This is a genomic window from Curtobacterium sp. MCSS17_006 (assembly GCF_003234215.1).
GTDB classification, from domain to species: domain Bacteria; phylum Actinomycetota; class Actinomycetes; order Actinomycetales; family Microbacteriaceae; genus Curtobacterium; species Curtobacterium flaccumfaciens.
In genome coordinates, this window is the sequence record NZ_QKSO01000009.1 from 62,331 (window position 1) to 86,926 (window position 24,596).

Sequence of the window (24,596 nt, forward strand, 5' to 3'; positions counted from 1 at the left end):
GACCGGGCAGTCGGGGCTCCTGCTCAGGCGGCCTGCAGCATGCGGTCGGCGGTGCGGAGCGAGAGCGCCATGATCGTCAGCGCCGGGTTGGCGATGACCGCGCTCGGGAACACCGAGTTGTCGGCGATCCACAGGTTCGGGACGTCCCACGAGCGGCCGTCCTGGTCGACGACGGAGGTCTCGCGGTCCGTGCCCATCCGCGCGGTGCCGATGGTGTGCGCCGTGCGTTCGAGCACCCGGACGTCGTGCCCACCGGCAGCCTCGACGATGGTCGTCATCGTGCGGACCGCGTGGCGGCGGATCGCTTCCTCGTTCGACCCGGGGGTGAAGGACACCCGAGCACGCGGGACACCGTGCTCGTCGAGTTCGTCGGTCAGCTCGAGGCGGTTGTCGTCGTACGGCAGGCACTCGGCGTTGATGCCGACGCCGGCCGAGAACGGGTAGTCCTGCAGGGCCCGGACGAGCTCGGCACCGCGGAGTCCGCCGCCCCGGACCAGCGAGGTCGCGAAGGTCTGCGGCTGCACGCCCAGGCTCTGGATGAGGTAGCCGCCCGCGAAGTCGGCGTCCGCCGGTCGGACGAAGTCCTCGGTGATGATCGACGACGGGTACCCGCGGTACGAGCGCATCGACTCGTCGAACCGCGCCCACACCTGGGTGGCTCCGTGTGCGGTGAAGTTCCGGCCGACCTGTCCGCTGCCGTTCGCGACACCGGTGTGCAGCAGCAGTCGCGGCGTCTCGACACCGCCCGCGGCGAGGACGAGTGTCCGGCAGCGCTGACGGTGCTCGCGGCCGTCGGCGGTGTACAGGACCGCCTCGACCCGTCCCGCCGCGTCGAGCTCGATGCCGTGCACGAAGGACTCCGGACGGATCTCGGCACCGAACGCCACGGCGGCCGGCAGGTAGGTCGTGTCCATCGACACCTTCGAGCCGTTGCGGCAGCCCTGGTGGCACGAGCCGCAGGACACGCAGGCCTGGCGCAGCCCGTGGTGCTCCTGGTGCCGGTCCTCGGTGGTCAGGCCGACCGGGGCGTCGGTCGCGGTGATCCCGGCGGCCGCGGTGCCGCGCATCATCATGTCCGATGAGGCGTTCCGGGCCGGCGGGCGCATCCGGTACCGGCGGGAGGGGTCCCACGGGTAGTGCTCGGGGCCGGCGACGCCGACGTCGTGCTCGACCTGCTCGATCCAGCCGGTGAGTTCCGCGTGGCTGATCGGCCAGTCCTGCCCCGCGCCGCTCTCGGTCCGCAGCCGCAGGTCGTGCTCGCTCGGCCGCGGGGTGAACGCGCCCCAGTGCAGCGTCGACCCGCCGACGCCCGTGCCGCTGTTGTTGGGGCCGAAGGCCGTGGGGGCTCCGCCGCCGCTCAGCCGCTCGTCCATCCAGTTGATGTCACCGGGGGCGGCGACCTCGTCCGGCACGTGGTCGCCCGGCTCGGTGTTTCGGCCGGCCTCGAGCGCGACGACCGTCAGGCCACGGCGGGCCAGCGATGCGAGGAGCGGTGCTCCCCCGGCCCCGGTGCCGACCACCACCACGTCGACGACGTCGTCCGTGCCGTACGTGCGTTGTCCGTCGAGTCTCATCGTGCAGCTCCGGTCGTCGGTGCGGTGTCGATCGTGGTGGCGGTGCCGGCGGGGGCCTCGGGTTCCCAGGCCTCGCGCTCGCCCGCCGCGAGCAGCTGGAAGCCCTGCTTGCGGACGCCGTCGCCGCCGTTCGCGTAGCCGTCGAAGTCGATGGCGGCCATGGTGGCGGGGTGTGCGAGCCAGTGCTTCACGAGGTCGACGCTGGCGTCCTCGAACCACGCGCGCAGCTGCTCGGCGTCGAGGTCGCCGTCGGCGCGGTACCGCCCGACAGCCACGGACTCGAGGGCTTGGTCGAGCACGCCGTCGCGGGCGGGTGCAGCGAGGACGTCGAGCGCGGCACGGTAGGCCTCGGCGTCCACCGGCAGGCCGTCCGGCCGCCAACCGTCGCCGAGCCCGGCGGCGAGCTGCGCGTCGACCCGCAGTGCCAGGTCGACCTGGTCGGTGCCGGGCTGCGGGACGACGATCCGGGCGACGGCGCGCAGGGTGTCCAACTGTGTCGGCGTCAGCGCGTGGGGTGCGGCGGCCGGGTCGTCGGGCAGGGCGCGCTGGGCCAGCAGGCCCCGGGTGCGGGCGCTGACCCGCGGCGAGGCGATCACGCGGGCGTGCTCCACGGGGACGACCGGCGACCCCGTGACCCGGCGCTGCCAGAAGTCGCGGATGCGCTCGGCCACGGCCTCGGGCTGTTCCCAGGGCAGCAGGTGGGCGGCGCCTTCGACGACGTGGAGCTCGCTGTTCGGCCAGTGCGGCAGGGTCAGGCGGCGCTGGGCGTCGGCATCGAGGTCGCCGTCCTCGGCACCGGCGAGCACCAGGGCCGGCACGGGATTCGGGGCTGCGTCCGACCAGTCCTCGCGGCTGCCGCGGGACAACCAGTCCGTCCAGGCGGCGGGGTCGGTCCGCTCGACGTCCTGCACCGCCGCGATGTGCCGCGCAGGCGCCAGGGGCGACGCGGTGTTGGCGGCGACGAACTCCTCGGCGTCCTCGGCACCGATCGGGCCACCGGCAGCCCACGAGAGCATCGTCCAGCGGCGGTCGTCGTCCATCGGCTCCGGAGCGAGCGGGGACGCGGCGAGGAGCACCACGGCCCGCAGCCCGAACAGGCCGTTCGCGCCGGAGATCGTGCGGTCGGCCACCACCGTGGCGACCTTGCCGCCCATCGAGTGTCCGAGGAGTATCCACTCCGTCGAGCCGCTCGCCCCGATCGCGCGCTCCACCAGGACGGCCATCTCCTCGACGGTGGTGCCGGACGACGCCGGGCTGCGGCCGAAGCCGGGCAGGTCGATGCCGATCAGGTCGAGGTCACCGAGGAGCTCGGCGCGCAGCAGCGCGAACTCCTCGGAACTCGCGCCGAGGGCGTGGAGACAGAAGACGGTGATCACCATGTATACCTACCCGTCGCTCGCGACCGCTCCCAGCCGGGCCGTACCCCGGCGGGTCGTGCGTGTACCCCGATCGTCGGCGTCACCGGGCGTACGCGTCGACGAACAGCGCGCCCCGGAGCTCGCGCAGGGTGTCCGCCAGCCGGTCGACGGTCCGGCCGGAGATCCCCGAGACCTGGAGGTCGTACGGGCCGAGCGCGGGGAGCCGCCCGGTGCGGATGCGGACGACCTCCCACCCCACGGCGCGGACGGCGCGGTCCTTCTTCCGGTCGGTCTCCTGCCGCGGGCCGACGTGCTCGAGGCCGTGCCGACCGGTGGAGTCGTACTCGATGGCGACGCGGAGCTCGGGCAGGATGATGTCCGGCCAGGCCTCGACGTGGTCGAAGAACGGGCGGTCGAGTCGGATGGCGGAGTGGTCGTAGGTGAACGCGAACCGCTCGGACAGCATGCCCCGGAGTTCGGCCTCGACCGCCGAGGCCGTCGCCGGGGCGCAGACGCTCGTGAACGACTCACCCGACGGCAGCCGCGGGGTCTTCGGGCAGATCGTGCGGGGAACGGACTGGGCGCTCCGCCGTGGTGCACCACGGGCCGCCCCTGCCGAGCCGGCCGCGCTGGCGGAGCCGGCGACGGGCCGACGGGACCGGGAACGGCTCGACGCGACGGCTCCGGCCGGGACCCCGCGCACCGGAGCCGCCGGCAGCGTCTGTCGTCCGGCACTCCGGACGACCCGCTGCGGCACCGGCACGGCCTGCGGCCAGTCCGACGGCAGCACCGGCCACCGCTGCGGCTGGGCCTGCACCGCGCACTCGGGGCACCACACGGAGCGGCGGCGTTCACGGCCCGGGCGGGACCGCTGTTCTGACGGGGTCGCGACGAAGACGTGCCCGACGTCGCACTCCCAGGTGAGCAGGACCTCGGCCGCCGGGGGGACCTGGGTCAGGACGACGCCGTGGTTCCAGTCGGGGTGGTACTGCCGGATGAGCACGGGGTACGGCGCCCAGTCGGCGCGGAACTGTCCGACGGCGTACGGCACCGCTTCGCCGCGCGACCACTGTCGGCGGCGCCACCACGCATCGACGGGTTCGGCCACGCCCCCACGCTAGGAACGACCACCGACACCCGCCGCACCACGCGGCGCGACCGACACCGCCGCACCACGCACCGCGACCGACACCGCCGCGGCACCACACCACGCAAAACCGCTCAGGAGGCCAGCGCGTGCTTCACGTAGGCGACCAGGGCGTTCGCGTGCCCGTGCCCGAGGCCGTGCTCGGCCTTGAGCCACCCGACGACCTCCATGTGCGGGTGGTCGTCGAGCCGGTCGGCGACCAGGTCGAGCCACTCCTGCACCGGGCGCCCGTACGTCGCCTCGATGCTCGGGAAGTACGACGCCGGACCCTTCACCTTGGTGCCGTCCGCCGGGGGCACCGGGGCGGTCACACGATGCGCTGTCATGGCGCAACGGTAGCGCTCCGTCAGCCGTCACGGAACCTCACGCAGGACACCGTTTCGTGACGCCGCGTTGCGCCGGATGGCCGGGTGTTGCGTCGCGTGGCGGGGTGTTGCGCGAGGCGTTGTCGGCGTCGGCCGGCCCTCCTACGGTCGCGACATGACCGAGACCACCAGGGCCCCGCAGTGGGAGGCGACCAGCGTCGACGACGCGGGCCGGACGACCGGGGCGAGCCGCGCCTCCAGGCCGGAGACCGCGACCATCGACGCGGCCGGACACGCCGCACTCGACCGTTCCGTCGTGCCGTTGCGGCACCCGCTGCGGTGGATCGCCGCGGCCCTCGTGCTCGTCGTGCTGCTGAACTTCGGCGAGACGCTGTTCACGAACGAGCAGTGGGGTTGGCCGGCCGTCGGCAAGTGGCTGTTCAGTCCGGCGGTCCTGACCGGCTTGCAGCTGACGCTCACCGCCACCGCGCTGAGCGCCGTGATCAGCTTCGCCGGCGGGATCCTGGTGGCCGTCGCCCGGCTGTCGCACAACCCGGTGCTGTCCGGGCTGGCGTGGGGGTACGTGTGGCTGTTCCGGTCGGTGCCGCTCATCCTGGTGCTCGTCTTCCTGTACAACCTCGGGTCGCTGTACCCGACCATCGGCATCGGGATCCCCTTCGGGCCGCAGTTCGAGATGCCGACCGCGAACCTGCTCGGCGACCTGGCGATCGGGGTCATCGGGCTGAGCCTCAGTGAGATCGCCTACGCGTCCGAGATCGTCCGTGCCGGGGTGCTCGCCGTCGACCACGGCCAGCACGAGGCCGCGCAGGCGCTCGGGCTCCCCCGTCGCCGGCAGTTCGTGCGGGTGATCATGCCGCAGGCGCTGCGGTCGATCGTCCCGGCGTTCGTGAACCAGGTCGTCGGCCTGCTGAAGGCCTCGTCGCTGCTGTTCTACGTGTCGCTGCTCGACCTGTTCGGCGTGGTGCAGAACCTGTCGAGCACGTACCCGGGCGACATCATCCCGCTGCTCGTCGTCGCCACCATCTGGTACCTCGTGCTCACCAGCGCGGTCTCGATCGTGCAGTACTACGTCGAGCGCTGGACGGCTCGCGGGTCGGTCCGTGCGCTGCCTCCGACACCGTGGCAGCGGGTGCGGAGCGCGCTGCGGGGCGGCGGGACCGGACGTGGTCCGGGACGGCCTGGAGGCGCGGGTCGCCGCACACAGGCAGCCGCCGCCGAGCGCGCGGTCGCGTCCGGGTCCGCTTCCACCGTCGACGACAGGAGCATCTGATGAGCGCCGCCATCGCGATCCACGGGGCCGTCAAGGCGTTCGGGGACAGCGTCGTCATCGACGGCGTCGACCTGTCGCTGCCGTCCGGCAGCGTGACCGTCGTCCTCGGCCCCTCCGGTTCCGGCAAGTCCACGCTGCTCCGGGCGATCAACCACCTCGAACCGCTCGACCGCGGGGTCGTCACCGTCGGCGACGAGCCCATCGGGGTCCGCCTGCGCACCGGCCGCGACGGGGTCCCCCGCTGGAAGGAGCTGCCCGAGCGGCACATCCTGCGGCAGCGTGCCCGGATCGGGTTCGTGTTCCAGCACTTCAACCTGTTCCCGCACCTCACCGCGCTCGAGAACGTCGCCGAGGGGCCGATCGCCGCCGGGGTCCCCGTCGCCACGGCCCGAGCGCGGGCTCAGACCCTGCTCGATCGGGTCGGACTCGGCGACCGCGGCTCCGCCCGCCCCCGACAGCTGTCCGGCGGGCAGCAGCAGCGCGTCGCGATCGCCCGGGCCCTGGCGCTCGAGCCGTCGGTCGTCCTGCTCGACGAGCCGACCTCGGCGCTCGACCCGGAGCTCGTCGGCGAGGTGCTCGGCGTCATCCGGGGGTTGGCGGACACGGGCACCACGCTCGTGATCGTCACGCACGAGATCGCCTTCGCCCGCGAGGTCGCCGACCACGTCGTGTTCCTCGACCACGGGCGGGTCGTCGAGCAGGGGCCGCCGGCCCAGGTGCTCGACCACCCGCAGCACACCCGCACGCGCGACTTCCTGTCCCGCGTCCGCTGACCCCTGACCCCTGATCCCCGCACGCACCCCAAGGAGAACCATGTCCACGATCACCCCGTCCCGCTGGCGCAACCGCGCCGGTTTCCTCGTCCTCGCAGCCGGCGTCGTCGTCGCCCTCGCCGGGTGCTCCGCGGGCGCTTCCGCCGACACGAGCGGCGCACCCGACGGGTCCGTCACCATCGGCGCCGCCTCGAACGGTGCGGCCAAGGAGACGACCGTCGAGGTCACCGAGGACACGAAGCTGCACGACGCGCTCCCCGCCGCGGTCCGGAAGTCCGGCAAGCTCACGATCGGCGTGGGGGCCCTGCCCGCCGGGTTCCCGCCGCTCGCCTTCACCGGTGACGACCAGAAGACGATCACCGGTTCGGAGCCCGACCTCGGACGGCTCGTCGCCGCGAAGCTCGGGCTGCGCGCGGACGTGCAGAACGCCACGTGGGACAACCTGTTCGTCGGCATCGACAGCGGCAAGTACGACGCCGGCTTCTCGAACGTCACGGTCACCGAGGATCGCAAGGAGAAGTACGACTTCGCCTCGTACCGGGAGGACAACCTGGCGTTCCAGGTGCTGGCGTCGAGCTCGCTGCGCTTCGACGGCGACCCGTCCGTGCTCGCCGGGAAGACCCTGTCCGTCAGCTCCGGCACGAACCAGGAGAACATCCTGCTCGAGTGGCAGAAGGAACTCCGGGCGAAGGGCGAGGACTTCACGATCAAGTACTACCCGGACGGCAACGCGATCAAGCTCGCGCTCGACTCGGGCAAGATCGACTCCTACTTCGGCCCGAACCCGACGATCGCCTACCAGAACACGCAGAGCAAGGGCACCGCGAAGGAGACGACGACCGCGGGCACGTACTCCGGCGCCGGCTCGTCACTGCAGGGGCTCATCGCCGCGACGACGAGGCAGGGCAGCGGCATCGCGAAGCCCGTCGCGGCGGCGATCAACGAGCTGATCGAGGACGGCACCTACGCGAAGTGGCTCGCGGCCTACAACCTGTCGAACGAGGCCGTGAAGACGTCCGAGGTGAACCCCGAGGGTCTGCCGCTCGACAACAGCTGAGGTGTGCCGTGACACCCCCGTGGCCGTCGTGATCGCGGGGGTGTCGTGCGTGCGGGGCACGCACCCGATGCGTGCGCAACGAACGACGTCCCACCCGTCGAACGACAGGTGGGACGTCGGAACATGCGCACGCGGCGAGCTATCGCGCAGCCAGAGCGGACTCCCCCTCGACGACAGGCGCCGCCCACTCCGCAGCGAGCAGCTCGTAGGAGCGCACCCGGGCGTCGTGGTCGTGCGCGATCGTCGTGACGAGCAACTCGTCCGCGCCCGTGACCCGCCGGAGCGTCTCGAGCCGGTCCGCGACGTGTGCCGGGTCGCCGACGAACCTCGTCGCGAGCCGGTCCGCCACCGACGCCTCGGCCTCAGCGGGGAACCGCAGCTCCCGAGCCTGGTCCGGGGTGGGGTACTCGATCGCCCCGACGCCGGAGCGGATCGAGTGCACCCACTGGGCGTACCCGAGCCCGAGCTCGTCCGCCTCGGCCGCGGTCGGCGCAACGAGCACGTCGGCCGACACGATGACGTGCGGCGCGTCGAGCACGCCCGGGCGGAACGCGTCGCGGTAGGCCTGCACCGACGCCAGGACCGTGCCCGGGGACGTGTGGTAGTTCGCGCCGTACGGCAGGCCGAGCGCGCCGGCGATCCGGGCACTCTCGCCGCCGGTGGAGCCGTGGATCCACAGCTCGACGGGTGCGCCGGAGGCCGGGGGCGCCTCGACGACAGCATCGTCCCGCGACCACGTGCCGGCGAACAGCCCGCGGATCAGGTCGAGTTCGCCCTCGAACCGGTCGACGTCCCCGGGCACTCGGCCGAGCAGTTCACCGTGCAGCGCGAACCTGCTGCCCGGCGCGATGCGGAACTCGAACGGCGCGGGGACGAGCAGGCCGTCGACGACCCGGTCGGTCCGCGGGGCGAGCGACGGCGGCTTCGGGGCGCCCGGTGCTGGTGCTCCTGAGCGGCCGAGCCCGAGGTCGATGCGCGGCCCGTACAGCGCGGCGAGCGTGCCGAAGGTCTCGGCGATCTGGAGCCCGCGGGTGTTGCCGACCAGGGTCGCGGCGCTGCCGACCCGGATGTTCAAGGTGGCTGCGGCGACCGCACCGATGACGACGGTCGGTGCGCTGCCGGCAACACCGGGGTTGAGGTGGTGCTCGGCGAGCCAGTAGCGGGCGTACCCGGCACGTTCCGCGGCGACGGCCAGGTCGACCGTGTTCGCCAGGGCCTGGGCCGGTGTCGACCCGCTGCTCACCGGCACGAGGTCGAGGACGGAGAGCGGGACCCGGCTCATGCGAGGATCCGCTGCCGGTCGAGGACCCGTCCGGGCAGGTCGAGCGTCTGGCGGAGCGTGGCGCCCTCGTCGTACGACTGCCGGTAGACGCCGCGCTCCTGCAGCAGCGGGACGACCCGGTCGACGAACTCGTCGAGCCCGTAGGGGTTGGTGTGCGGCACGACGACGAACCCGTCGGTGGCGCGTTCCTGCACGTACCGGTCGATCTCGGCGGCGATGTGTGCGGGCGTCCCGACGAAGCCGCCACGGGTGGAGGCGCGGATGACCAGGTCACGGATCGACAGGTGTTCGGCCGCGGCGAGGTCGCGCCACGACTGCACCAATGCGGGCACGTCGCGGGTGTGGCGGACGCGGCCACGGGTGATGTCGGCGTTCTCGAGGTCCGGCTCGATCGAGGGCAACGGCCCGTCGACGTCGTACGACGACAGGTCGCGGTTCCACACCTGTTCGAGGAACGCGATCGCGGTCGCCGGACTCACCTGGGCGCGGCGGATCGCCCGGGAACGTTCCTCGGCCTCGTCCGCCGTGTCGCCGAGCACGAACGTCGCGCCGGGCAGGATCTGCAGCTCGTCCTTCGACCGGCCGACGCGTTCGAGTCGCTCGGTCACGTCGCGGTAGAACGCTTGCGCGTCGTCGAACTCGGTGTGCAGCGAGAAGACCACCTCGGCGTGCCCGGCGGCGAGGTCGCGGCCCTCGTCGGAGTCGCCGGCCTGCACGATCACCGGGTGGCGCTGGGGGCTGCGCGGGACCGGGAACGTGCCGGTCACGTCGAACTGCGGGCCGTGGTGGTCGATGTCGTGGATGCGGGAGCGGTCGGCGAAGACGCCGGTGGCCAGCGCCCCGGCGGCCAGCGCCCCGGCGGCGCCCGGCCCGGCGGCGCCCGACCCGTTCGCGACGATCGCGTCCGACTCCCACGAGTCCCAGAGCTCACGCGACAGCTCCACGAACTCCGCGGCCCGCGTGTACCGGTCGGCGTGGTCGAGGAACCCGCCGCGGCGGAAGTTCGCGCCGTGGAACGCGTCCGAGCTCGTCACGACGTTCCAGCCGGCGCGGCCGTCGGTCAGGTGGTCGAGCGTGGCGAGCTGCTTCGCGAGTTCGACGGGCTCGTTGAAGGTCGTCTGCAGCGTGCCGACGAGCCCGATGTGGTCGGTGACGCCGGCCAGCGCGGCGAGGATCGCGAGCGTGTTCGGGCGCCCGACGACGTCGAGGTCGTGGATGCGACCCTTCTGCTCGCGGAGCCGCAGCCCCTCGGCGAGGAACAGGAAGTCGAAGCGCCCCCGCTCGGCGTTCCGGGCGAAGTGCTCGAACGACGAGAACGCGATCTGGCTCTCGGCGCGGTCGTCGCTCCAGACGGTGGTGTTGTTGACGCCCGGGAAGTGGGCGGCGAGGTGGACCTGACGCTTAGCGCTCATGCTGAGACCCCCGAGGAGACGGAACCGACACCGGAACCGGTGACGGCAGGACGCGCGTACCGGCTGACCGCCGGCGCGATGCCGAGCCGCGTGCGCAGGTCGGCGGTGTGACGGGACGCCACGTCGGCGCGGAGCCCCGCGGTGACGAGCGCCGGGACGAGCTGCCGCGCGATGGCGGTCGAGTCGATCGGGATGCGCAGCGGACGGAGCCGGACGCCGCGTACCCGAGGGCCCGCAGGTCCGCGATCCGTGCCACCAGGTCCGGCACCGTCGTCGCGAGGACGGACGTGTCCGACCCGGAGCCGACGGCGTACGGAGCGCCCGCTGCCGCGTCGAGCGCGGCGAGCTCGTCGGCGGCGGCTGCCGGCGACGACCCGATGAGCACCGCGAGGTCCGCGAGGACCGGACGACGGACGTCGGACCCGGCCGCCTGCTCGGCGTCACGGACGAGTGCCAGCGTGTCCCGCGCCTCTCCCCACCAGCTCGGCCCGCCCGCCGCTTCGCGACGGTCGGGTACCGGCTGGCGTGGGCCCAGGCCGTCGAAGCCGGGCGTGACCAGCACGACGTCCGCAGCATCAACCGCGAACGCTGCCGCGTCGGAGCGGTGCGCGAGCGCGAAGACCGGCGGTCGCCCCTGCGGCGACCGCGGCACGATCGACGCGCCGTGCACCGACACGAACGAGCCGGAGAACGCCGCGTCGTGGATGCGGTCGCGGTCGATGAAGCGGCCGGTCGTGACGTCGCGGACGATCGCGTCGTCGTCCCAGCTGTCCCAGAGACGGGAGACGACCTCGGCGGCCTCGCGGGCCTCGGCGGACAGCGTGGCCGCGTCGTCGCCGCCGGGTCGGCGGCCGAACAGCGCGGCCTCGCGGGTCGTCGGGCTCACCTGGATACGCCACCCGGCTCGCCCCAGCGAGACGTGGTCGAGGGTCTGGAGGCCCGTGGCGACGTGGAACGGTTCGGTGTGCGTGACCGAGACGGTCGGCACCAGACCGATCGCGCGGGTCGCCGGGGCGACCGCGTTCGCGACCAGGAGGGCATCGAGGCGGCCGACGACGGTCGACGTGTCGAGGTCGCCGTCGGGGTCGGTGGGGCCGGCGGTGAAGGAGTCCTCGAGGGTCACGGCGTCGATTCCGAGCCGGTCCTGCTCGACGACGACGTCGCGCCAGTGCCGGAGGCTCGTGAGCCGGTGCGCTGCCGGGCCGGCGGCGCGCCAGGCGCCGGGGTGCCAGCCGGCGCCCTGCAGCGCGGTGACGAGGGTGATGCGGTCGGGCTCGGTCATGGGGCGACGCTAGGACGGTTCGGCCGGGCGCCGAAGCGGTGTTGCGGAACGTGACCGACGGTGTCGCCGTGTGACGCACCTCGCACCGTGCGAGGATCGCCGGATGGTCTCGTCGTTCCTGACCCACGCTGAAGTGGTCGTCGACCCCGCGGTGCCGATCGAGTCGTGGGGGCTCTCACCCGAGGGTCGCGTCCGGGCCGCCGCCGCACACCGGCTCGCATGGACACCGGTCTCCCGGCGGATCGTCTCGAGCACCGAGCGCAAGGCCGTCGAGACCGCCGACCTGCTCGCCAGCGCCGTCGGACTGCCGGTCGAGCACGACCCCCTGCTGGGCGAGATCGACCGGAGCGCGACCGGCTACCTGCCGCCGTCCGAGTTCGAGGCCGTCGTCGACGCGTTCTTCGCGGAGCCCGAGCAGTCGGTCCGCGGCTGGGAGCGGGCGATCGACGCCCAGGAGCGCATCGTCGCGGCCGTCCGCCGGCACTGCGCCACCGGCGACGTCACGATCGTCTCGCACGGCGCGGTCGGTGCGCTGCTCCTGGCCCACCTGCGCGGCGTCCCGATCACGCGCGCCCTCGACCAGCCCGGCATGGGCAGCGTCTTCCGCTTCGACGCGCCCGCCTGGCGGGCGACCAGCGGCTGGCGACGCGTCCCCGCGACCTGACGGGAGGCGCGGGGCGGGGCCGCCACGGGCCTCCCGTCCGCCGCCTGCGCGGCCCGACCGCCCCGCTCGTCAGACCACGCGCGTCGCGCCCGTCACGAGGCCGGGGGCGGCGTCCTCGTCGTCGGCGTCGTGCAGGGTCCGCTCGGCCTGCCCGAGCAGGTGGTGCACGGCGAGGCCGATCGAGCGGGCACCGACGACCGCGACGAGCACACTCAGCAGCGCCAGCAACGCGGTGGTGGGGATCCAGGCGGACGGCAGCGCGAGTGCCCGGAACCACTCCACCGCGGCGGTGGCGACCGCGGCGGCCGGGAACACGAACGACCAGAACCCGAGCGAGAACGCCAGGCGGACGTACCGCGGCAGCAGGGCCAGCTGCACGAGCACCATCAGGACCCCGAGCCCCACGATGGCCTGCACGGGCAGGGTCACAGCGCCGTCGGTGAGGGCGAACACCGAAAGGGTGGCGACCGCCGGCGGCGCGACCAGGATCGCCATCGTCGGCACGAGCGGCCCCGGCAGCGCCGGTCGGAACGCCAGCCGGATGAGCAGCAGGCCGGTCATGACGCCCCAGAAGAACACGCCGACGCCGAGGGCCGGCCAGGACAACCAGCCGACGCCGACCTCGTGCGTGGCCACCGAGGCGACCAGGGCCGCGGCGACGGTCGGCAGCAGGTAGCCGCCGTGCACGGACTCCAGGGCGAGCCGGCCCTCGAACCAGGTGCTCAGCAGCCAGGCGGCGAACCCGGCCGCGGTGGCCACGGCGGCGAGCACGACGACCTGCCCGGCGACGGGGGCGAACCGCGCGAGGTCGACGCCGAGCAGCATCGCGGTCGCGGGCACGAGCGCGGCGATCGGCCCCTGCGCCGGGTGGCGGAGCTGGTCGACGAGCCGTTCGCTGACGCGTGCGCCCCGGACGGCGTGCGCACCGAGCAGCCACACCCCCGCGACGGCCGCGATCGCCCAGAACACCTGCGGCACCACGGCGGGCAGGTGCAGCACGGGGGCGGCGTACGACCACGTCTCGGCGAAGCCGGCGAGGCCGAACGGGACGGCGAGGGTGTTGAGTGGGATGCGGGAGGTGGGTCGTGGCATGGCTCCCCCATTCTCGTGGACGGGCCGACTGCGCCGGTGCGCGCCCGGGGGCCGTGCGTGCTCGGCGGGACGTGCATGCCCGCGGGCCGTGTGTGCTCGGCGGGCCGTGCGTGCTCCGCGGTCAGGATGCGGGGAGTTGCTCGCCCGCCTCGATCGCCACGTCGAGCCGGTTCTCGGCGGGCGGCAGCGGGCAGGCCGCGTGCGGGGTGTACGCGCACGGCAGGTTCGTCGCCCGGTTGAAGTCGATGCGGGTGGCACCGTCGGCATCAGGTGCGGCGATGTCGAGACTCCGGTTCGCCGCGTACGTCGTGACCCCGCTCGTGCGGTCGGTGAACAGCACGTGCAGGCCGCCGGCGTGCCCGTTGAACGCCAGGAGCGACCGTGGCCCGTCGAGGTCGAACGTCAGGACGCCGGGGGCCTCGTACACGTGCAGCAGGCCGTCGACGACGCTGCCGACGGTGACCTCACGCGGGGTGTCGAACGGCTCGAAGTGCGCGTCCACGACGAAGCGCTCAGCGGGGGCGTACGCCGGGGTGCCGGGGTAGCCGACGCGGGTCGGGTTCGACGGGTGCCGCGGGCGCAGCAGGTCACTGCCGCCGCGCCGGGCGACCTCGATCACCACGGTCTCGTCGCCGTTCTGCCACACCACGTTCGTGCTCGAGCGCTCGGGCAGCGGGCCGAACCGGTGCGTCCCGGTGACCGACTGTCCGTCGACCTCGATCGTCTCGTCGTCGGCCAGTGCGACCACCGGGCCGTCCTCGTCCGTCGACCAGCTGCCCGGGGCGTCGTCGAACCGTTCCGGCGTCGCGGTGAGCCAACGGATGCTCGTGATCGCGAGGAAGCCGTGCTCGCTCGCCCGGGCCTGCTCGTGGTCGTCGTGCCACGTGGTCCACGATTCGTCGAAGGTCGGTGCGGCCGAGGTGGTCGGGGTCGTGGTGGTGTCGCTCGTCGGGGTCGTCGTGCTCATGGTTCGACCGTACGACTCGTGGCCCGGCGGCGCGACGATCGTGTCGCCGTGCGTCGGCGTGCGGGCGGCGGGCGGTGGCCGGACCGATGCGGAACGACACCGTCGACGTCGTCCGACATCGACCCTGTCGTTCCCACGCGCGTGCAACAGTCTGCGCGCGCAACAGGCGACCGAGTCGGTGTCGTACGACATCGACCCTGTCGTTCGGCGTCCGCACGCAGCCACAGTCGCGGAACGTAACGAGCCCGACGCCTCGTGGCAGAGTGGCACTGCAGCGCACCGCGAAGCCTCGCGCGCGGCCCCCGACTCCCGACAGTCCGCACCCATCGAGAGGAAGGCAGCGCATGCCCTTCGAGAACACCGACCGCATCCAGGCCACCACCGCCGGGTCGCTCCCCCGCACCCCGGAGCTCATCGCCGCGAACGCCGCACGGCCCGTGGCCGCCGACGGCTTCACGCTCGAGACCACCGACGAGGTCCGTGCCCTGACGAGCGCGGCCGTCGACGACGTCGTCGCACGGCAGACCGCGCTCGGCATCACGCAGCCCGGCGACGGCGAGTTCGGCAAGGCGATGTCGAACAGCGTCGACTACGGCGCCTGGTGGGGGTACTCGTTCCAGCGCGTCAGCGGGCTGAGCCTGACCGACGAGAACATCTTCACGCAGCAGCCGGTCCGCTCGAGCCCGGGCAACGTGCAGCTGACCAGCTTCCCGGACCGTCGCGACTGGACGATCTTCCACGACGCCTACACCGACCCCGAGTCGGGCATCGGCACCGGCAAGAACGCCACCGCGTTCCCGACCACCACCGGCCCGATCACCTACACCGGCCACGACGCCGCGGCCACCGACGCCGCCAACCTCAAGCACGCGGTCGAGGCCGCCGGCGCCGACAACGGCTTCATCACGGCGCTCTCCCCCGGCTCCGCCGCCCGCATCGCGAACGAGTACTACGCGACCGAGGAAGAACACATCTGGGCGTGGGCGGACGCCCTGCGCGAGGAGTACACGACGATCCTCGACGCCGGCCTCGTGCTGCAGATCGACGACCCATCGATCGCCGAGAACTGGGACCAGATCAACCCCGAGCCGAGCATCGAGGACTACCGTGCCTTCACCCGCATCCGTGTCGAGGCGCTCAACCACGCACTGCGGGGCCTCGACACCAGCCGCGTGCGCTTCCACCTGTGCTGGGGCTCCTGGCACGGTCCGCACACCACCGACATCGAACTCCGCCACATCGTCGACCTGATGCTCGACATCGACGCCGGCGCGTACTCGTTCGAGGCCGCGAACGCCCGCCACGAGCACGAGTGGACCGTCTGGCAGGACGTCACCCTGCCCGAGGGCAAGGTCATCGTCCCGGGTGTCGTCGGCCACGCCACGAACGTCGTCGAGCACCCTGACCTCGTCGCGCAGCGCATCGAGCGGTTCGCCTCGGTGGTCGGGCGCGAGCGCGTGATCGCCGGCACCGACTGTGGCCTCGGTGGCCGCGTGCACCCGCAGATCGCCGCGGCGAAGCTCGAGTCCCTCGGCGAGGGTGCCCGGCGCGCGAGCGCGAAGCTCTTCTAGCCGCCCGTTCCTTCCCAGAACGGCTGCGATACCCGGTGGGATCGGGCGTACCTTCCACGAAGAACACGGCAGGTACGCCCGTTTCGTGGAGGTACGCCCGATTCGGGGAGGTACGCCCGGTTCGGGCAGATACGCCCGGTTTGGGGAGGTACGCCCGATTCGGGGAGGTACGCCCGGATTCGGACGCAGGCACAGACGGACGGGAGGCACGGTGCGGGCTGGCACCGGGCCTCCCGTCCGTCAGCGGGTGCGTCTACCGACGCGAGCGGCCGAGCACGACGGCCGCGCCCGCAGCCGCGACGCCGAGCCAGACGAGGGGGCGCGTGACGCGCCGTCGCTTCGCGACCCAGCCGCCGTCCGTCGCGTTCGCGGCGTCGGCGGGGGCGTAGAGGTTCCCGTCGGTGGGGGCGCCCTTGCCACGGAGCGCGAACGTCTCCACCATCGGCTTCGTGATCTTGTGGAACAGGCCCGGGAACACGTACTGCAGCGGCACGAGCGATGCCTGGATGCGTCCGACGAAGCGGTAGCGCTTGGGGTGCGTTGCGGCCTGCACGACGGCGCGTCCGGCCCGCTCGACGGAGACGGTGGGCGGGAGCGGGTGCGAGGTCTTGCCGGTGTAGTTGGCACCGTTCTGGTAGATCGGGGTGTCGATCGTGGACGGCAGCAGCGCGGTGAACTTGATGCCGGTGCCCGCGAACTCGTCGCCGAGGACGTCGACCAGGCCGAGCGCAGCGTGCTTGCTCGTCACGTACGCCGACTGGTACGGCGCCGAGAGCAGCGACTGGATCGAGCCGACGAGCACGTAGGTGCCCTTCCCGCGCTGCTTCCAGTGCGGCAGCAGGTGGGTGATGGCGTTGAGGTGCCCGTACAGGTTCGTGTCGACGACGCGCTTGAACGCCTCGGTGGGGGTCTGCTCGAACAGGCCGTAGACGAACAGGGCCGCGTTGCCGACGAAGACGTCGATGCGCCCGAAGCGGGTCGTCACCGTGCCGATGAGGTCCTTGACCTGGTGCTCGTCGGCGACGTCCGTCGGGATCGCGATCGCCTCGGCGCCGAGCTTCCGGCACTCGGCGGCTGCGGCCTCGAGCGAGTCGTGCCCGCGTGCGGCGAGCACGAGCGTGGCGCCCTGCCGGGCGAACTCGTGTGCGGCGGCCCTCCCGATGCCGCTCGATGCTCCGGTGATGACGACGATCTTCCCGCGGTACCGATGTCCCATGTGTCCTTGGTACCCGGCCGTGGTCCGTTCCCGCACAGCCGGGTCGTACCCCTGCACGCGGTGCGAAGATGGAGCATGCGCAAGGACGACCTGACCGTCGACGAAGCCGCGGTCATCGCCGAGCACGCCCGCGCCGGTGTCCTCGACGTCGACGACCCCGAGGTGCGGAAGGTCGTCGAGCAGGCGAACCGGGTGCTGGTCCGTGCACAGATGTGGGGCGAGGAGCGGAGCCCGAAGCTGCGGCGTCGCCGACGGCTCATTGCGGTCGGCGCCCTCGTGATGGTGCTCGTCTGGGTCGCAGGCCTGCTCGTGCCGCTGGCGATGCGCTTCGGCTGACCGGTGCGTCCCGCGGACGAAGCGGGATGTGGGCCTGTTCAGCTGCGGTCTGATGGTGCATGATCCGACGACCACACCACCATCGCGCTGCAGGGAGCACGACATGGACCAGCACATCGATCGACGGCGCTTCATGACGCTCGGACTCGCCGGAGCCGCGACGACCGCCCTCGGCGCGACGGCGATCCCGGACGGCTCGGCGCAGGCCGTGACCGGAGCTGCGGCGCCGACCGCTGCGCCCGTGCTGCTCGCCGCCGACGAGTTCGACGGCCCGGCCGGCAGCGCGCCGAACCCCGGGATCTGGCGGTACGACCTGGGCCCCGGCGGCTGGGGCAACGCGGAGCTGCAGACCTACACGGACTCGCGGCGGAACGCGGCGCTCGACGGTGCCGGCAACCTCGTGATCACCGCACACCGCGAGGCCGACGGCTCGTACTCGTCGGCCCGGCTGAAGTCCGAGAGCACCTACACCGCGCAGTACGGCCGCATCGAGGCGCGGATCCGCATCCCCCGCGGCCAGGGCATCTGGCCGGCGTTCTGGATGCTCGGCGCGGACATCGGGCAGGTCGGCTGGCCGGCGTGCGGGGAGATCGACGTCATGGAGAACGTCGGGTACGAGCCGGGGATCGTGCACGGAACGGTGCACGGGCCCGGGTACTCCGGCGCGCAGGGCATCTCGGCGGCGTACACGAACCCGTCCGGAGCAGCGTTCGCCGACGACTTCCACGTGTACGGGGTCGACTGGCGCCCCGGCTCGATCACCTGGACGGTCGACGGCGTCGCGTACCGGACGGTCACCCGGGCCGACGTCGGCTCGGCGACGTGGGTGTTCGACAAGCCGTTCTTCGTGATCCTCAACGTCGCGGTCGGCGGGAACTGGCCGGGTTCGCCCGACGCCTCGACACGGTTCCCGCAGCAGATGACCGTCGACTGGCTGCGGGTCCACCAGAACGGCTAGGCGCGATCGCCGAGGCGGAAGCGCGTCAGGGACGGCGGTTCGCCCGGGCGACGAGCCACAGGTACGTGCTGTGCCCGACCAGGGCGAGTCCGAAGAACACCGCGGCGACCGCGTAGACCCGGTCGAGCTTGCCCTGCCCGATCACGAGCATCACGACGCAGAACGCGACGGCGATCGCGAGGACACCGACCTGCACGGTCGACCAGATCCGTCGGAAGCGCGGCATGCCCGTCTCGTTCACGCCACCCATTCTGCCCGATGCCGTCAGTGCTTCTCCGGGTCGTGGCCCCAGTTCATGAGCGAGTACCGCCACGGGGTGTCGTGCACGTCGCCGTCGGGCCGCTGCTCCGAGTGCCGGGCGACGTAGCCGACGACCTTCCGCATGTGCGCCAGGTCGTCGTCGGTGCGGTCGGCCTTGTGCTTCTCGAGGATGCGGATGATGTGCCGCCCGCTCTCGTGTCCGGTCGACTCGCCGCCGCCCGAGGGTTTCTGCCCGACGGACTTCGACTCGTCGGTGTCGAGCCACTTCCGCAGCTCGGTGGCGGTCATGTTCACCGCGTCGTCGAAGTCTGCTCGGGTCTGCTCGTCGTCGTGCTCGCTCATGCGGTCGAGCAAACCCGGCGGTGCTGGACGACTGCGCAGGACGGATGCCCCTCCGACCGCGCCCAGCCCCTCGCGCGTTTCGTGACCTGCGAACCCCGTACCCGAACAGGAAGAGGCATCACATGCGCGCAGTCGTGTGGCACGGCATCGGCGACATCCGGCTCGACGAGGTCCCGCAGCCGACGATCCAGGACCCGGAGGACGCGATCGTCCGGATCACCCGCAGTGCGATCTGCGGCACCGACCTGCACTTCGTCCGCGGCACCATGGCGCCGATGGTCGAGGGCACGATCCTCGGTCACGAGGCCGTCGGTGTCGTCACGGAGGTCGGGGACGCGGTGCGCGGCTTCAGCCCCGGCGACCGCGTCGTCATCAACTCCACGGTGTCCTGCGGTGCCTGCCGGTACTGCCGGATGGGCAAGACCGCCCAGTGCGACCGCTCGAACAGCAACGGACCGCAGGCGGGCACCGCGTTCTTCGGCGGCCCGGCCTCGACCGGACCGGTCGACGGCATGCAGGCGGAGTACGTCCGCGTCCCGTGGGCCCGCAACACCATGCACCCGCTCCCGGACACCGTCTCCGACGAGCAGGCGATCCTGCTGTCCGACATCTTCCCCACGGGCTGGTTCGGCGCGGAGCTCGCGGGCGTCACGCGCGGTGACGTCGTGGTGGTGTTCGGCGCCGGCATCGTCGGACAGTTCGCGGCGGCCTCGGCGTACAAGCAGGGGGCGGCCCGCGTCATCGTCGTCGACGGCGAGGAGACCCGGCTCGCTGCCGCGCTCGCCCAGCACTGCGAGGTCGTCGACTACAACGTCGAGGACCCGGTCGAGACGATCATGTCGCTGACCGACGGCATCGGCGCGGACTGCGTGATCGACGCAGTCGGCGTGGACGCCGAACGCCCGAAGCGCGGCCCGGCGGCGGTCGACCAGGACCAGGCGGCGGCGTTCGACGCCGAGGTCGCGGCGGTCGCACCCGATGCCGCGCCCGACGGCTTCGGTGCGCAGCAGCAGTGGAAGCCCGGTGACGGTCCCTCGCAGGTGGCTCGCTGGGCGGTGGCGAGCGTGGCGAAGTACGGCCGCATCGGGATCATCGGGGTGTACGGACCGACGGCCGAGCACTACCCGATCGGTGAGGCGATGCTCAAGAACCTCACCGTGCGGATGGGGAACTGCGACCACCACTCCGTCACCCCGCCGCTGATCGACATGGTGGCCGCCGGACAGTTCGACCCGACGGCGCTGATCACCGAGCACGAGCCGATCACCGACGCGATCGGTGCCTACCAGGCGTTCGACCGACGCGAACCCGGCTGGATCAAGGTCGAGCTCGGCACCTCCTGAACCGAACGCGACGACACCGGGTGGGAATGGAACAGCCCCGCCCGGTGTCGAACTCTCCACCGACCACGAAGGAGCCCACCATGAGCCTCGACCTCCACAAGAGCACCGGCGCCGGAACCGTCACCGACGAGCGCGCCTGCCTGCCGAAGCCCGTCCTGCCCAGCCTGCACGACGAGCGCACCCCGTCCTTCGGCCGCTGGCTCGGACAGATCAACCACACCGACTGACCGACCAGCGGAGCGAGTGCGCCCCCGGCCCGGCCCCGTCGCCGCGCACTGCTACCGTGCACCCATGTCCTGGGGCCGGCGGTACTACGCACTGCAAGCCGTCGGCGGAGCAGCCTGGTGGATCGCCGTCGCGACGCTGCCGTGGGTCCGCACGGCGACGCTCGGCTCGCTCGACCCGGTGCTCGTCGCCGTGTTCGACGTCCCGCTGTTCGTCGTCGGCTCGGCGCTCGCCGCCGCCGGTGTCCGAGCCGCCGCCGTGGTCACGACGGTGTGGACCGCCCTGGTGCTCGTCGCCCTGAGCGTCTGGGCGACCGTGACCGGCGAGGCCGGCTGGGGCGTGCTCGTCATGCTCGCCGCCACGATCGGCTCGGCCCTCACGCTCGCCCTCGTCCTGCTCGGACGGGTCCCGACGGAGTGGGTGACGAGCGGTCCGCTGCGGATCCGCACCGCTGACGCCGCGGCCCCGCGTTCCCGGCACGTCACCGCGACCGTGCTGCAGATCGTCGTCTTCTGGGGCCTGTTCCTCGGGGTGTTCCCCCTGCTCATCGCGTTCGCCGAGCACCGCTGGGGCCTCCACCCGCAGCTGCCGGCACCCTTCGTCACCGCCCTCACCGTCGTCGGTGTGGTCGTGCTCCTGCTGGCCTGCGCGCTCGGCATCGCGTCGGCAGCGGCGATGTCGACGAAGGGCGAGGGCACGCCGCTGCCCTCGGCCACCGCGAACCGCCTGGTGGTCGCCGGGCCGTACCGATCGGTGCGGAACCCGATGGCACTGGCCGGCATCACCCAGGGCGTCGCCGTCGGCCTGCTGCTGTCGTCGTGGCTGGTCGTCGTCTACGCGGTCGCCGGTTCCGTGGTCTGGAACTGCATAGTCCGCCCACTCGAGGAATCCGACCTGGCGGCACGGTTCGGCGACGATTTCCGCCGCTACGCCGAACAGGTCCGGTGCTGGGTGCCGCGGTGGCCGGTGCCGGCACGCGTGGGTTCGGTGCCGCTCAGCTCGTCGCGCCGCTGATGTTGACCAGCCACGACACCCCGTGGCCATCGGTCAGCATGCCGAAGGTGTCGCCCCAGGGGGCGGTGGTGAGTGGTTCGACGATCGTCGCGCCCTGGGCGAGGCCGTTCCACCACCGCGTCAGCAGTTCGTGGTCGTCGCCGCTGAGCGAGAGCGAGATGCTGCTCTCCGCGGGTGTCGGCATGCCGGAGGGCGCGTCCGAGGCCATCAGGAGCAGGCCCTGGTCGCCGTCGAGCTGGCCGTGCATCACCTTGTCGGCGTCGGCGGGGTCCTGGCTCATGCCGGCTTCACCGAACGTGCCGATGGTGAGCGTGCCGCCGAAGACCGAGTGGTAGAACTCGAGCGCTTCGCGGGCTCCGCTCCGGAACCCGAGGTAGGGGTTGAGGCGAACGGTCATGACGGTCTCCCTCGTCCTGCGCGGGCGTCGTCGTCCACGTCGTGATCATGCTGGCAGAGTGCGCGTCCCCGCGGAAGGAGACGCCGTCGTCTTCGTTCGGCGCCGCCAGGTCGTCGAGACGCCTCCACATTCGGCGGCGTCTCGACGACGGCACGGCGTCGCAGCAACACACCGGCGTGTTCGAAGCAGCACCGACGCAGGACGGGAGGCGCGTGGCGGCGCCGCCACGGGCCTCCAGGCCGTCACGCGGCGGGGTCTACCACCGGCGGTCGCGCGGACGGGGCGAGCTCACGGATCCGCTTGGCAGGGACGCCGGCGTAGACGCCGTGCGCCGCCAGGCGGCCGACGACCACGGCGCCGGCGGCGACCACGACGTCGTGCTCGATGTGGGCGCCCGGCAGGATCGTGGCGCGGCCGCCGATCCAGACGTGTTCCTCGACGACCACCGGGCGGCCGGTCGCGACGTCGCTCCACCGGCCCTCGGCGTCGATCTCGTGGTGGCTCGTCATGATGAGCACCTGCATCCCGATGGCGGTGTTCGCGCCGATGCTCACGGGGGCCACGGCCTCGACCGTCACGTTCCGGTTGCAGAAGACGCCCCGGCCGATGGTGAGGTGCTTCGGGTCGCCCGTCAGCGAGAACCCCGTGCCGACACCGGACTCGGCGCGTGCCCCGGCGGCGCGGAGCAGCAGCCGACGGACGATCCGGGGCAGCAGCGGGGATCCGAGCAGTGCGGTGAAGACGAAGTGCTCACGGGCGTAGGAGGCGTCCTCGACGAGCCGGCGGCCGAACGTCGACGGATCCGTCGTCGGCGGGACGGGTGGTGCTGCTGAGCCGGCCATGGGGTCTCCAGCCGTCGTGGCTGCGTGTCCGTGCAGCGCAAACGTAGGGCGACGGCCGTCCTCGGTCGGCGCGGACGACGGGCGGTTGCGGGATTCTTGCGGGGCCGCGCGGGTGCTCGCCTAGGCGCGGGCACCGTCGCGCGCGGTGGACGCCGTCTGCCGGGGCAGCTCGCCGAACTCCTCGCGGTAGCTCCCCGCGAACCGGCCGAGGTGTGCGAACCCGGTGGCCCGGGCGATCTCGGCGATGCTCCGCCCGTCGCCCGACTCGAGCTGTTCGCGGGCGAGCAGCAGCCGGATGCGGCGGAGGTACATGGTCGGGGTGATGCCGTGGTGTCGCTGGAACGCGGCCTGCACGCCGCGCACGCTCAGGCCGGCGGCCTCGGCGACGTCGTCGACGGTGATCTGCTCGGTCGCGTGTTCGAGCAGGAAGGTCTCGGCACGGGCGAAGCGGGCGGTGGAGGCCATGACCGGCTCGTGCTGCCCGACCGGCCAGTGCGGGATCGCGGTGAGCAGACCGCCGGCGGCGAACCGGGCGAGCTCCCGCTCGCGTTCGACCGGAACGGCGTCCGGTCCGGCCAGGACTTCTTGTGCGATGGACCGCACCATGAGCCACCAGGCAGCGAGCGGGGCGCCCTCGGGGACGTGCCGCGGACGGAACTCGATGGGCCCCGGGGCCCAGTCGCCGCGCTCCGCCGCGACCTGTTCGACGATCGAGCGGTCGATCCGCAGGACGTCCTTGTTGCAGGCGATCCAGCGGAAGCGCTGGGGGCCCTGGCGGAAGAGCGTCGGACGGCCGATCTTCACGGTGTTCTCGTCGAGCTGGGCGACCCCGGACTTCATCCAGAAGATCATCATCGCGTCGCCGGGCTCGATCGCGCCGCTCAGGACCCCGGTGCAGCGGGTCGACTCGAGGGACAGCAGTGCCGTGCCGCGGACGCGCTCCTCGAACACGAACTCGGCGTCCGTCGGTTCGACCGACAGCCCGTGGGTGATGTGCGTCCGAGCCATCGCCTCGGCCGCGACCGACGGCTCGGCGGTCTGGATCTCCCGCAGCATGCGGTGCATCGTCTCGGGCACGTGATGATCCTGACGACAAGTCGGCGTCCGCGCAACGAGCGGCGCGCCGTGTTCCTGTACGGCGACCAGCAACGGCGCTGTTGGCTGTGCAGATGGAGGCCCGGACATGAAGCAGATCCAGTACGACCGTTCCACGATCTTGACGAGCGACGACGTGGCCGATGCCGTGATCGAGTACGCCGCGGCCCTGGCCGGTGGCAACCGGGCGGACACCGTCGCGATCCCCTCGGTGGCGACGGACGGCACCATGACGACCACCAAGGTCCTCATCGGTCCGTCGAGTCAGCTCGTGGTCGAGGACGCCGAGGAGGACGAACTCGAGCGCGAGGACACGGTGTTCGTTGCACGGCTGCGGGCCGCCGCAATGACGTTCGAGCACGACGAGGTGATCCACGCGGACACCCGGACGGACCTGACCGAGGGGCCGGTGGCGTAGGGGCGCCCCTGCGGAGCGCCAGCGGGGCGTCCGCTCAGCGCCCGAAGTCCGGCGGCGACGCGTTGGTGTCGACGGCGAGCACGGCCTCGGTGCGCCGACCGATCTCGAGCAGGAACGCCTCGCCCTCGGGTTCGAGGTCGTCGTCCGGAGCCGGCTCGAGGGCGACCGGGATCGCCGGGGCCAGGAGCACCTCGACGGTGCTCGCCACCCCGAAGTCGTCCGCCGTCGGGATGGACACGACGTCGCTCAGCCGACTCTGGTGCAGTGCTGCGGCGTACCGGATCACCGCATCGGCGATCGTGTCGCTCGTCAGGACACGGACCGTGCCCGCGTAGTTCACGTACTTCAACGTTGCTCCCTGGTGAAGAGGAGCT

General features: G+C 72.5%; 27 protein-coding genes. 11 read left to right on the forward strand and 16 right to left on the reverse strand.

The features are described 5' to 3' along the window. Positions 1 to 23: 23 nt before the first annotated feature. From DEJ21_RS10240 to DEJ21_RS10255, 4 genes are all read right to left on the reverse strand, one after another. Positions 24 to 1,574, reverse strand: coding sequence for a GMC family oxidoreductase (locus DEJ21_RS10240; protein ID WP_111224502.1), 1,551 nt, complete (start codon positions 1,572 to 1,574; stop codon positions 24 to 26). Beyond that, positions 1,571 to 2,953, reverse strand: a complete 1,383-nt coding sequence (locus DEJ21_RS10245) for an alpha/beta fold hydrolase (protein WP_111224503.1) — start codon at positions 2,951 to 2,953, stop codon at positions 1,571 to 1,573. Before DEJ21_RS10245 ends, DEJ21_RS10240 begins: the two co-directional genes overlap by 4 nt. 79 nt (positions 2,954 to 3,032) lie before the next feature. Further along, positions 3,033 to 4,040 carry a hypothetical protein gene (locus DEJ21_RS10250; RefSeq protein WP_111224504.1) on the reverse strand — a complete coding sequence of 336 codons (1,008 nt, stop codon included), beginning with the start codon at positions 4,038 to 4,040 and terminating at the stop codon, positions 3,033 to 3,035. A 113-nt stretch (positions 4,041 to 4,153) separates the two neighbouring features. Then, on the reverse strand, positions 4,154 to 4,405 hold the full coding sequence (locus tag DEJ21_RS10255; RefSeq protein ID WP_111224505.1) for a DUF4287 domain-containing protein: 252 nt from the start codon (positions 4,403 to 4,405) through the stop codon (positions 4,154 to 4,156). Between the two features lie 154 nt (positions 4,406 to 4,559). Between DEJ21_RS10255 and DEJ21_RS10260 the strand changes: the two genes are divergently transcribed. Genes DEJ21_RS10260 through DEJ21_RS10270 form a run of 3 tightly spaced genes read left to right on the forward strand, consistent with a single transcriptional unit; the run spans position 4,560 to position 7,505 of the window. Beyond that, on the forward strand, positions 4,560 to 5,675 hold the full coding sequence (locus DEJ21_RS10260) for an amino acid ABC transporter permease (RefSeq protein WP_111224506.1): 1,116 nt from the start codon (positions 4,560 to 4,562) through the stop codon (positions 5,673 to 5,675). Next, entirely contained in the window at positions 5,675 to 6,448 is a 774-nt protein-coding gene (locus DEJ21_RS10265) for an amino acid ABC transporter ATP-binding protein (RefSeq protein WP_111046889.1), read from the forward strand. The genes DEJ21_RS10260 and DEJ21_RS10265 overlap by 1 nt, the downstream gene beginning before the upstream one ends. A 40-nt stretch (positions 6,449 to 6,488) precedes the next feature. After that, on the forward strand, positions 6,489 to 7,505 hold the full coding sequence (locus tag DEJ21_RS10270) for a transporter substrate-binding domain-containing protein (RefSeq protein ID WP_111224507.1): 1,017 nt from the start codon (positions 6,489 to 6,491) through the stop codon (positions 7,503 to 7,505). A gap of 139 nt (positions 7,506 to 7,644) precedes the next feature. Here the strand turns inward: DEJ21_RS10270 and DEJ21_RS10275 are convergent, their stop codons facing one another. Genes DEJ21_RS10275 through DEJ21_RS10285 form a run of 3 tightly spaced genes read right to left on the reverse strand, consistent with a single transcriptional unit; the run spans position 7,645 to position 11,481 of the window. Beyond that, the gene (locus DEJ21_RS10275; RefSeq protein ID WP_111224508.1) at positions 7,645 to 8,787 is read right to left on the reverse strand and encodes an LLM class flavin-dependent oxidoreductase; all 1,143 of its coding nucleotides are present in this window, start codon (positions 8,785 to 8,787) and stop codon (positions 7,645 to 7,647) included. Then, on the reverse strand, positions 8,784 to 10,199 hold the full coding sequence (locus DEJ21_RS10280; protein ID WP_111224509.1) for an NtaA/DmoA family FMN-dependent monooxygenase: 1,416 nt from the start codon (positions 10,197 to 10,199) through the stop codon (positions 8,784 to 8,786). Before DEJ21_RS10280 ends, DEJ21_RS10275 begins: the two co-directional genes overlap by 4 nt. Next, positions 10,189 to 11,481, reverse strand: a complete 1,293-nt coding sequence (locus tag DEJ21_RS10285) for an LLM class flavin-dependent oxidoreductase (RefSeq protein WP_220036570.1) — start codon at positions 11,479 to 11,481, stop codon at positions 10,189 to 10,191. The genes DEJ21_RS10280 and DEJ21_RS10285 overlap by 11 nt, the downstream gene beginning before the upstream one ends. Positions 11,482 to 11,584: 103 nt before the next feature. On the opposite strand from DEJ21_RS10285, the gene DEJ21_RS10290 reads away from it, so the two are divergent. Then, positions 11,585 to 12,145 (forward strand): histidine phosphatase family protein, encoded by a 561-nt coding sequence (locus DEJ21_RS10290; protein ID WP_111224510.1) that lies wholly within the window; start codon positions 11,585 to 11,587, stop codon positions 12,143 to 12,145. Positions 12,146 to 12,214: 69 nt separating this feature from the next. On the opposite strand, the gene DEJ21_RS10295 is transcribed toward DEJ21_RS10290, so the two are convergent. Continuing rightward, entirely contained in the window at positions 12,215 to 13,237 is a 1,023-nt protein-coding gene (locus tag DEJ21_RS10295; protein ID WP_111224511.1) for a transporter, read from the reverse strand. Between the two features lie 121 nt (positions 13,238 to 13,358). Next, positions 13,359 to 14,204: a DUF1684 domain-containing protein gene (locus tag DEJ21_RS10300; RefSeq protein WP_111224512.1), complete on the reverse strand. Its 846-nt coding sequence runs from the start codon at positions 14,202 to 14,204 to the stop codon at positions 13,359 to 13,361. 344 nt (positions 14,205 to 14,548) lie between these two features. Between DEJ21_RS10300 and DEJ21_RS10305 the strand changes: the two genes are divergently transcribed. After that, positions 14,549 to 15,775 (forward strand): cobalamin-independent methionine synthase II family protein, encoded by a 1,227-nt coding sequence (locus DEJ21_RS10305; RefSeq protein ID WP_111224513.1) that lies wholly within the window; start codon positions 14,549 to 14,551, stop codon positions 15,773 to 15,775. A 253-nt stretch (positions 15,776 to 16,028) separates the two neighbouring features. Here DEJ21_RS10305 and DEJ21_RS10310 read toward each other — a convergent pair whose 3' ends face one another. After that, positions 16,029 to 16,991, reverse strand: coding sequence for an SDR family oxidoreductase (locus tag DEJ21_RS10310; RefSeq protein WP_071405276.1), 963 nt, complete (start codon positions 16,989 to 16,991; stop codon positions 16,029 to 16,031). Positions 16,992 to 17,066: 75 nt separating this feature from the next. Between DEJ21_RS10310 and DEJ21_RS18235 the strand changes: the two genes are divergently transcribed. Both DEJ21_RS18235 and DEJ21_RS10315 read left to right on the forward strand, forming a co-directional pair. Further along, a complete protein-coding gene (locus DEJ21_RS18235) occupies positions 17,067 to 17,327 on the forward strand; it encodes a hypothetical protein (protein ID WP_071405277.1) in 261 nt (86 codons plus the stop codon). A gap of 103 nt (positions 17,328 to 17,430) precedes the next feature. Beyond that, positions 17,431 to 18,285: a family 16 glycosylhydrolase gene (locus tag DEJ21_RS10315; RefSeq protein ID WP_111224581.1), complete on the forward strand. Its 855-nt coding sequence runs from the start codon at positions 17,431 to 17,433 to the stop codon at positions 18,283 to 18,285. A gap of 25 nt (positions 18,286 to 18,310) precedes the next feature. On the opposite strand, the gene DEJ21_RS10320 is transcribed toward DEJ21_RS10315, so the two are convergent. Both DEJ21_RS10320 and DEJ21_RS10325 read right to left on the reverse strand, forming a co-directional pair. Then, entirely contained in the window at positions 18,311 to 18,526 is a 216-nt protein-coding gene (locus DEJ21_RS10320; protein ID WP_138803199.1) for a hypothetical protein, read from the reverse strand. A 23-nt stretch (positions 18,527 to 18,549) separates the two neighbouring features. Continuing rightward, the gene (locus tag DEJ21_RS10325) at positions 18,550 to 18,888 is read right to left on the reverse strand and encodes a DUF3140 domain-containing protein (RefSeq protein WP_071244508.1); all 339 of its coding nucleotides are present in this window, start codon (positions 18,886 to 18,888) and stop codon (positions 18,550 to 18,552) included. Between the two features lie 122 nt (positions 18,889 to 19,010). Here DEJ21_RS10325 and DEJ21_RS10330 point away from each other — a divergent pair, with 122 nt between their 5' ends. The 3 genes from DEJ21_RS10330 to DEJ21_RS10340 all read left to right on the forward strand — a co-directional run bounded on the left by DEJ21_RS10330 (position 19,011) and on the right by DEJ21_RS10340 (position 21,470). Next, a complete protein-coding gene (locus DEJ21_RS10330; protein ID WP_111224515.1) occupies positions 19,011 to 20,231 on the forward strand; it encodes an alcohol dehydrogenase catalytic domain-containing protein in 1,221 nt (406 codons plus the stop codon). Between the two features lie 80 nt (positions 20,232 to 20,311). Further along, positions 20,312 to 20,458 carry a hypothetical protein gene (locus DEJ21_RS18240; RefSeq protein ID WP_181420139.1) on the forward strand — a complete coding sequence of 49 codons (147 nt, stop codon included), beginning with the start codon at positions 20,312 to 20,314 and terminating at the stop codon, positions 20,456 to 20,458. A gap of 64 nt (positions 20,459 to 20,522) precedes the next feature. Further along, positions 20,523 to 21,470 (forward strand): isoprenylcysteine carboxylmethyltransferase family protein, encoded by a 948-nt coding sequence (locus DEJ21_RS10340; protein ID WP_111224517.1) that lies wholly within the window; start codon positions 20,523 to 20,525, stop codon positions 21,468 to 21,470. On the opposite strand, the gene DEJ21_RS10345 is transcribed toward DEJ21_RS10340, so the two are convergent. The 3 genes from DEJ21_RS10345 to DEJ21_RS10355 form a co-directional block, all read right to left on the reverse strand. Next, entirely contained in the window at positions 21,451 to 21,867 is a 417-nt protein-coding gene (locus DEJ21_RS10345) for a VOC family protein (RefSeq protein ID WP_111224518.1), read from the reverse strand. The genes DEJ21_RS10340 and DEJ21_RS10345 overlap by 20 nt on opposite strands. 242 nt (positions 21,868 to 22,109) lie before the next feature. Next, entirely contained in the window at positions 22,110 to 22,709 is a 600-nt protein-coding gene (locus DEJ21_RS10350; protein WP_111224519.1) for a DapH/DapD/GlmU-related protein, read from the reverse strand. Positions 22,710 to 22,829: 120 nt separating this feature from the next. Beyond that, entirely contained in the window at positions 22,830 to 23,786 is a 957-nt protein-coding gene (locus tag DEJ21_RS10355) for an AraC family transcriptional regulator (RefSeq protein ID WP_146247739.1), read from the reverse strand. Between the two features lie 106 nt (positions 23,787 to 23,892). Between DEJ21_RS10355 and DEJ21_RS10360 the strand changes: the two genes are divergently transcribed. Beyond that, on the forward strand, positions 23,893 to 24,222 hold the full coding sequence (locus DEJ21_RS10360) for a hypothetical protein (protein WP_111224521.1): 330 nt from the start codon (positions 23,893 to 23,895) through the stop codon (positions 24,220 to 24,222). A 34-nt stretch (positions 24,223 to 24,256) separates the two neighbouring features. Here the strand turns inward: DEJ21_RS10360 and DEJ21_RS10365 are convergent, their stop codons facing one another. Then, on the reverse strand, positions 24,257 to 24,571 hold the full coding sequence (locus DEJ21_RS10365) for a hypothetical protein (protein WP_146247740.1): 315 nt from the start codon (positions 24,569 to 24,571) through the stop codon (positions 24,257 to 24,259). Positions 24,572 to 24,596 lie beyond the last annotated feature (25 nt).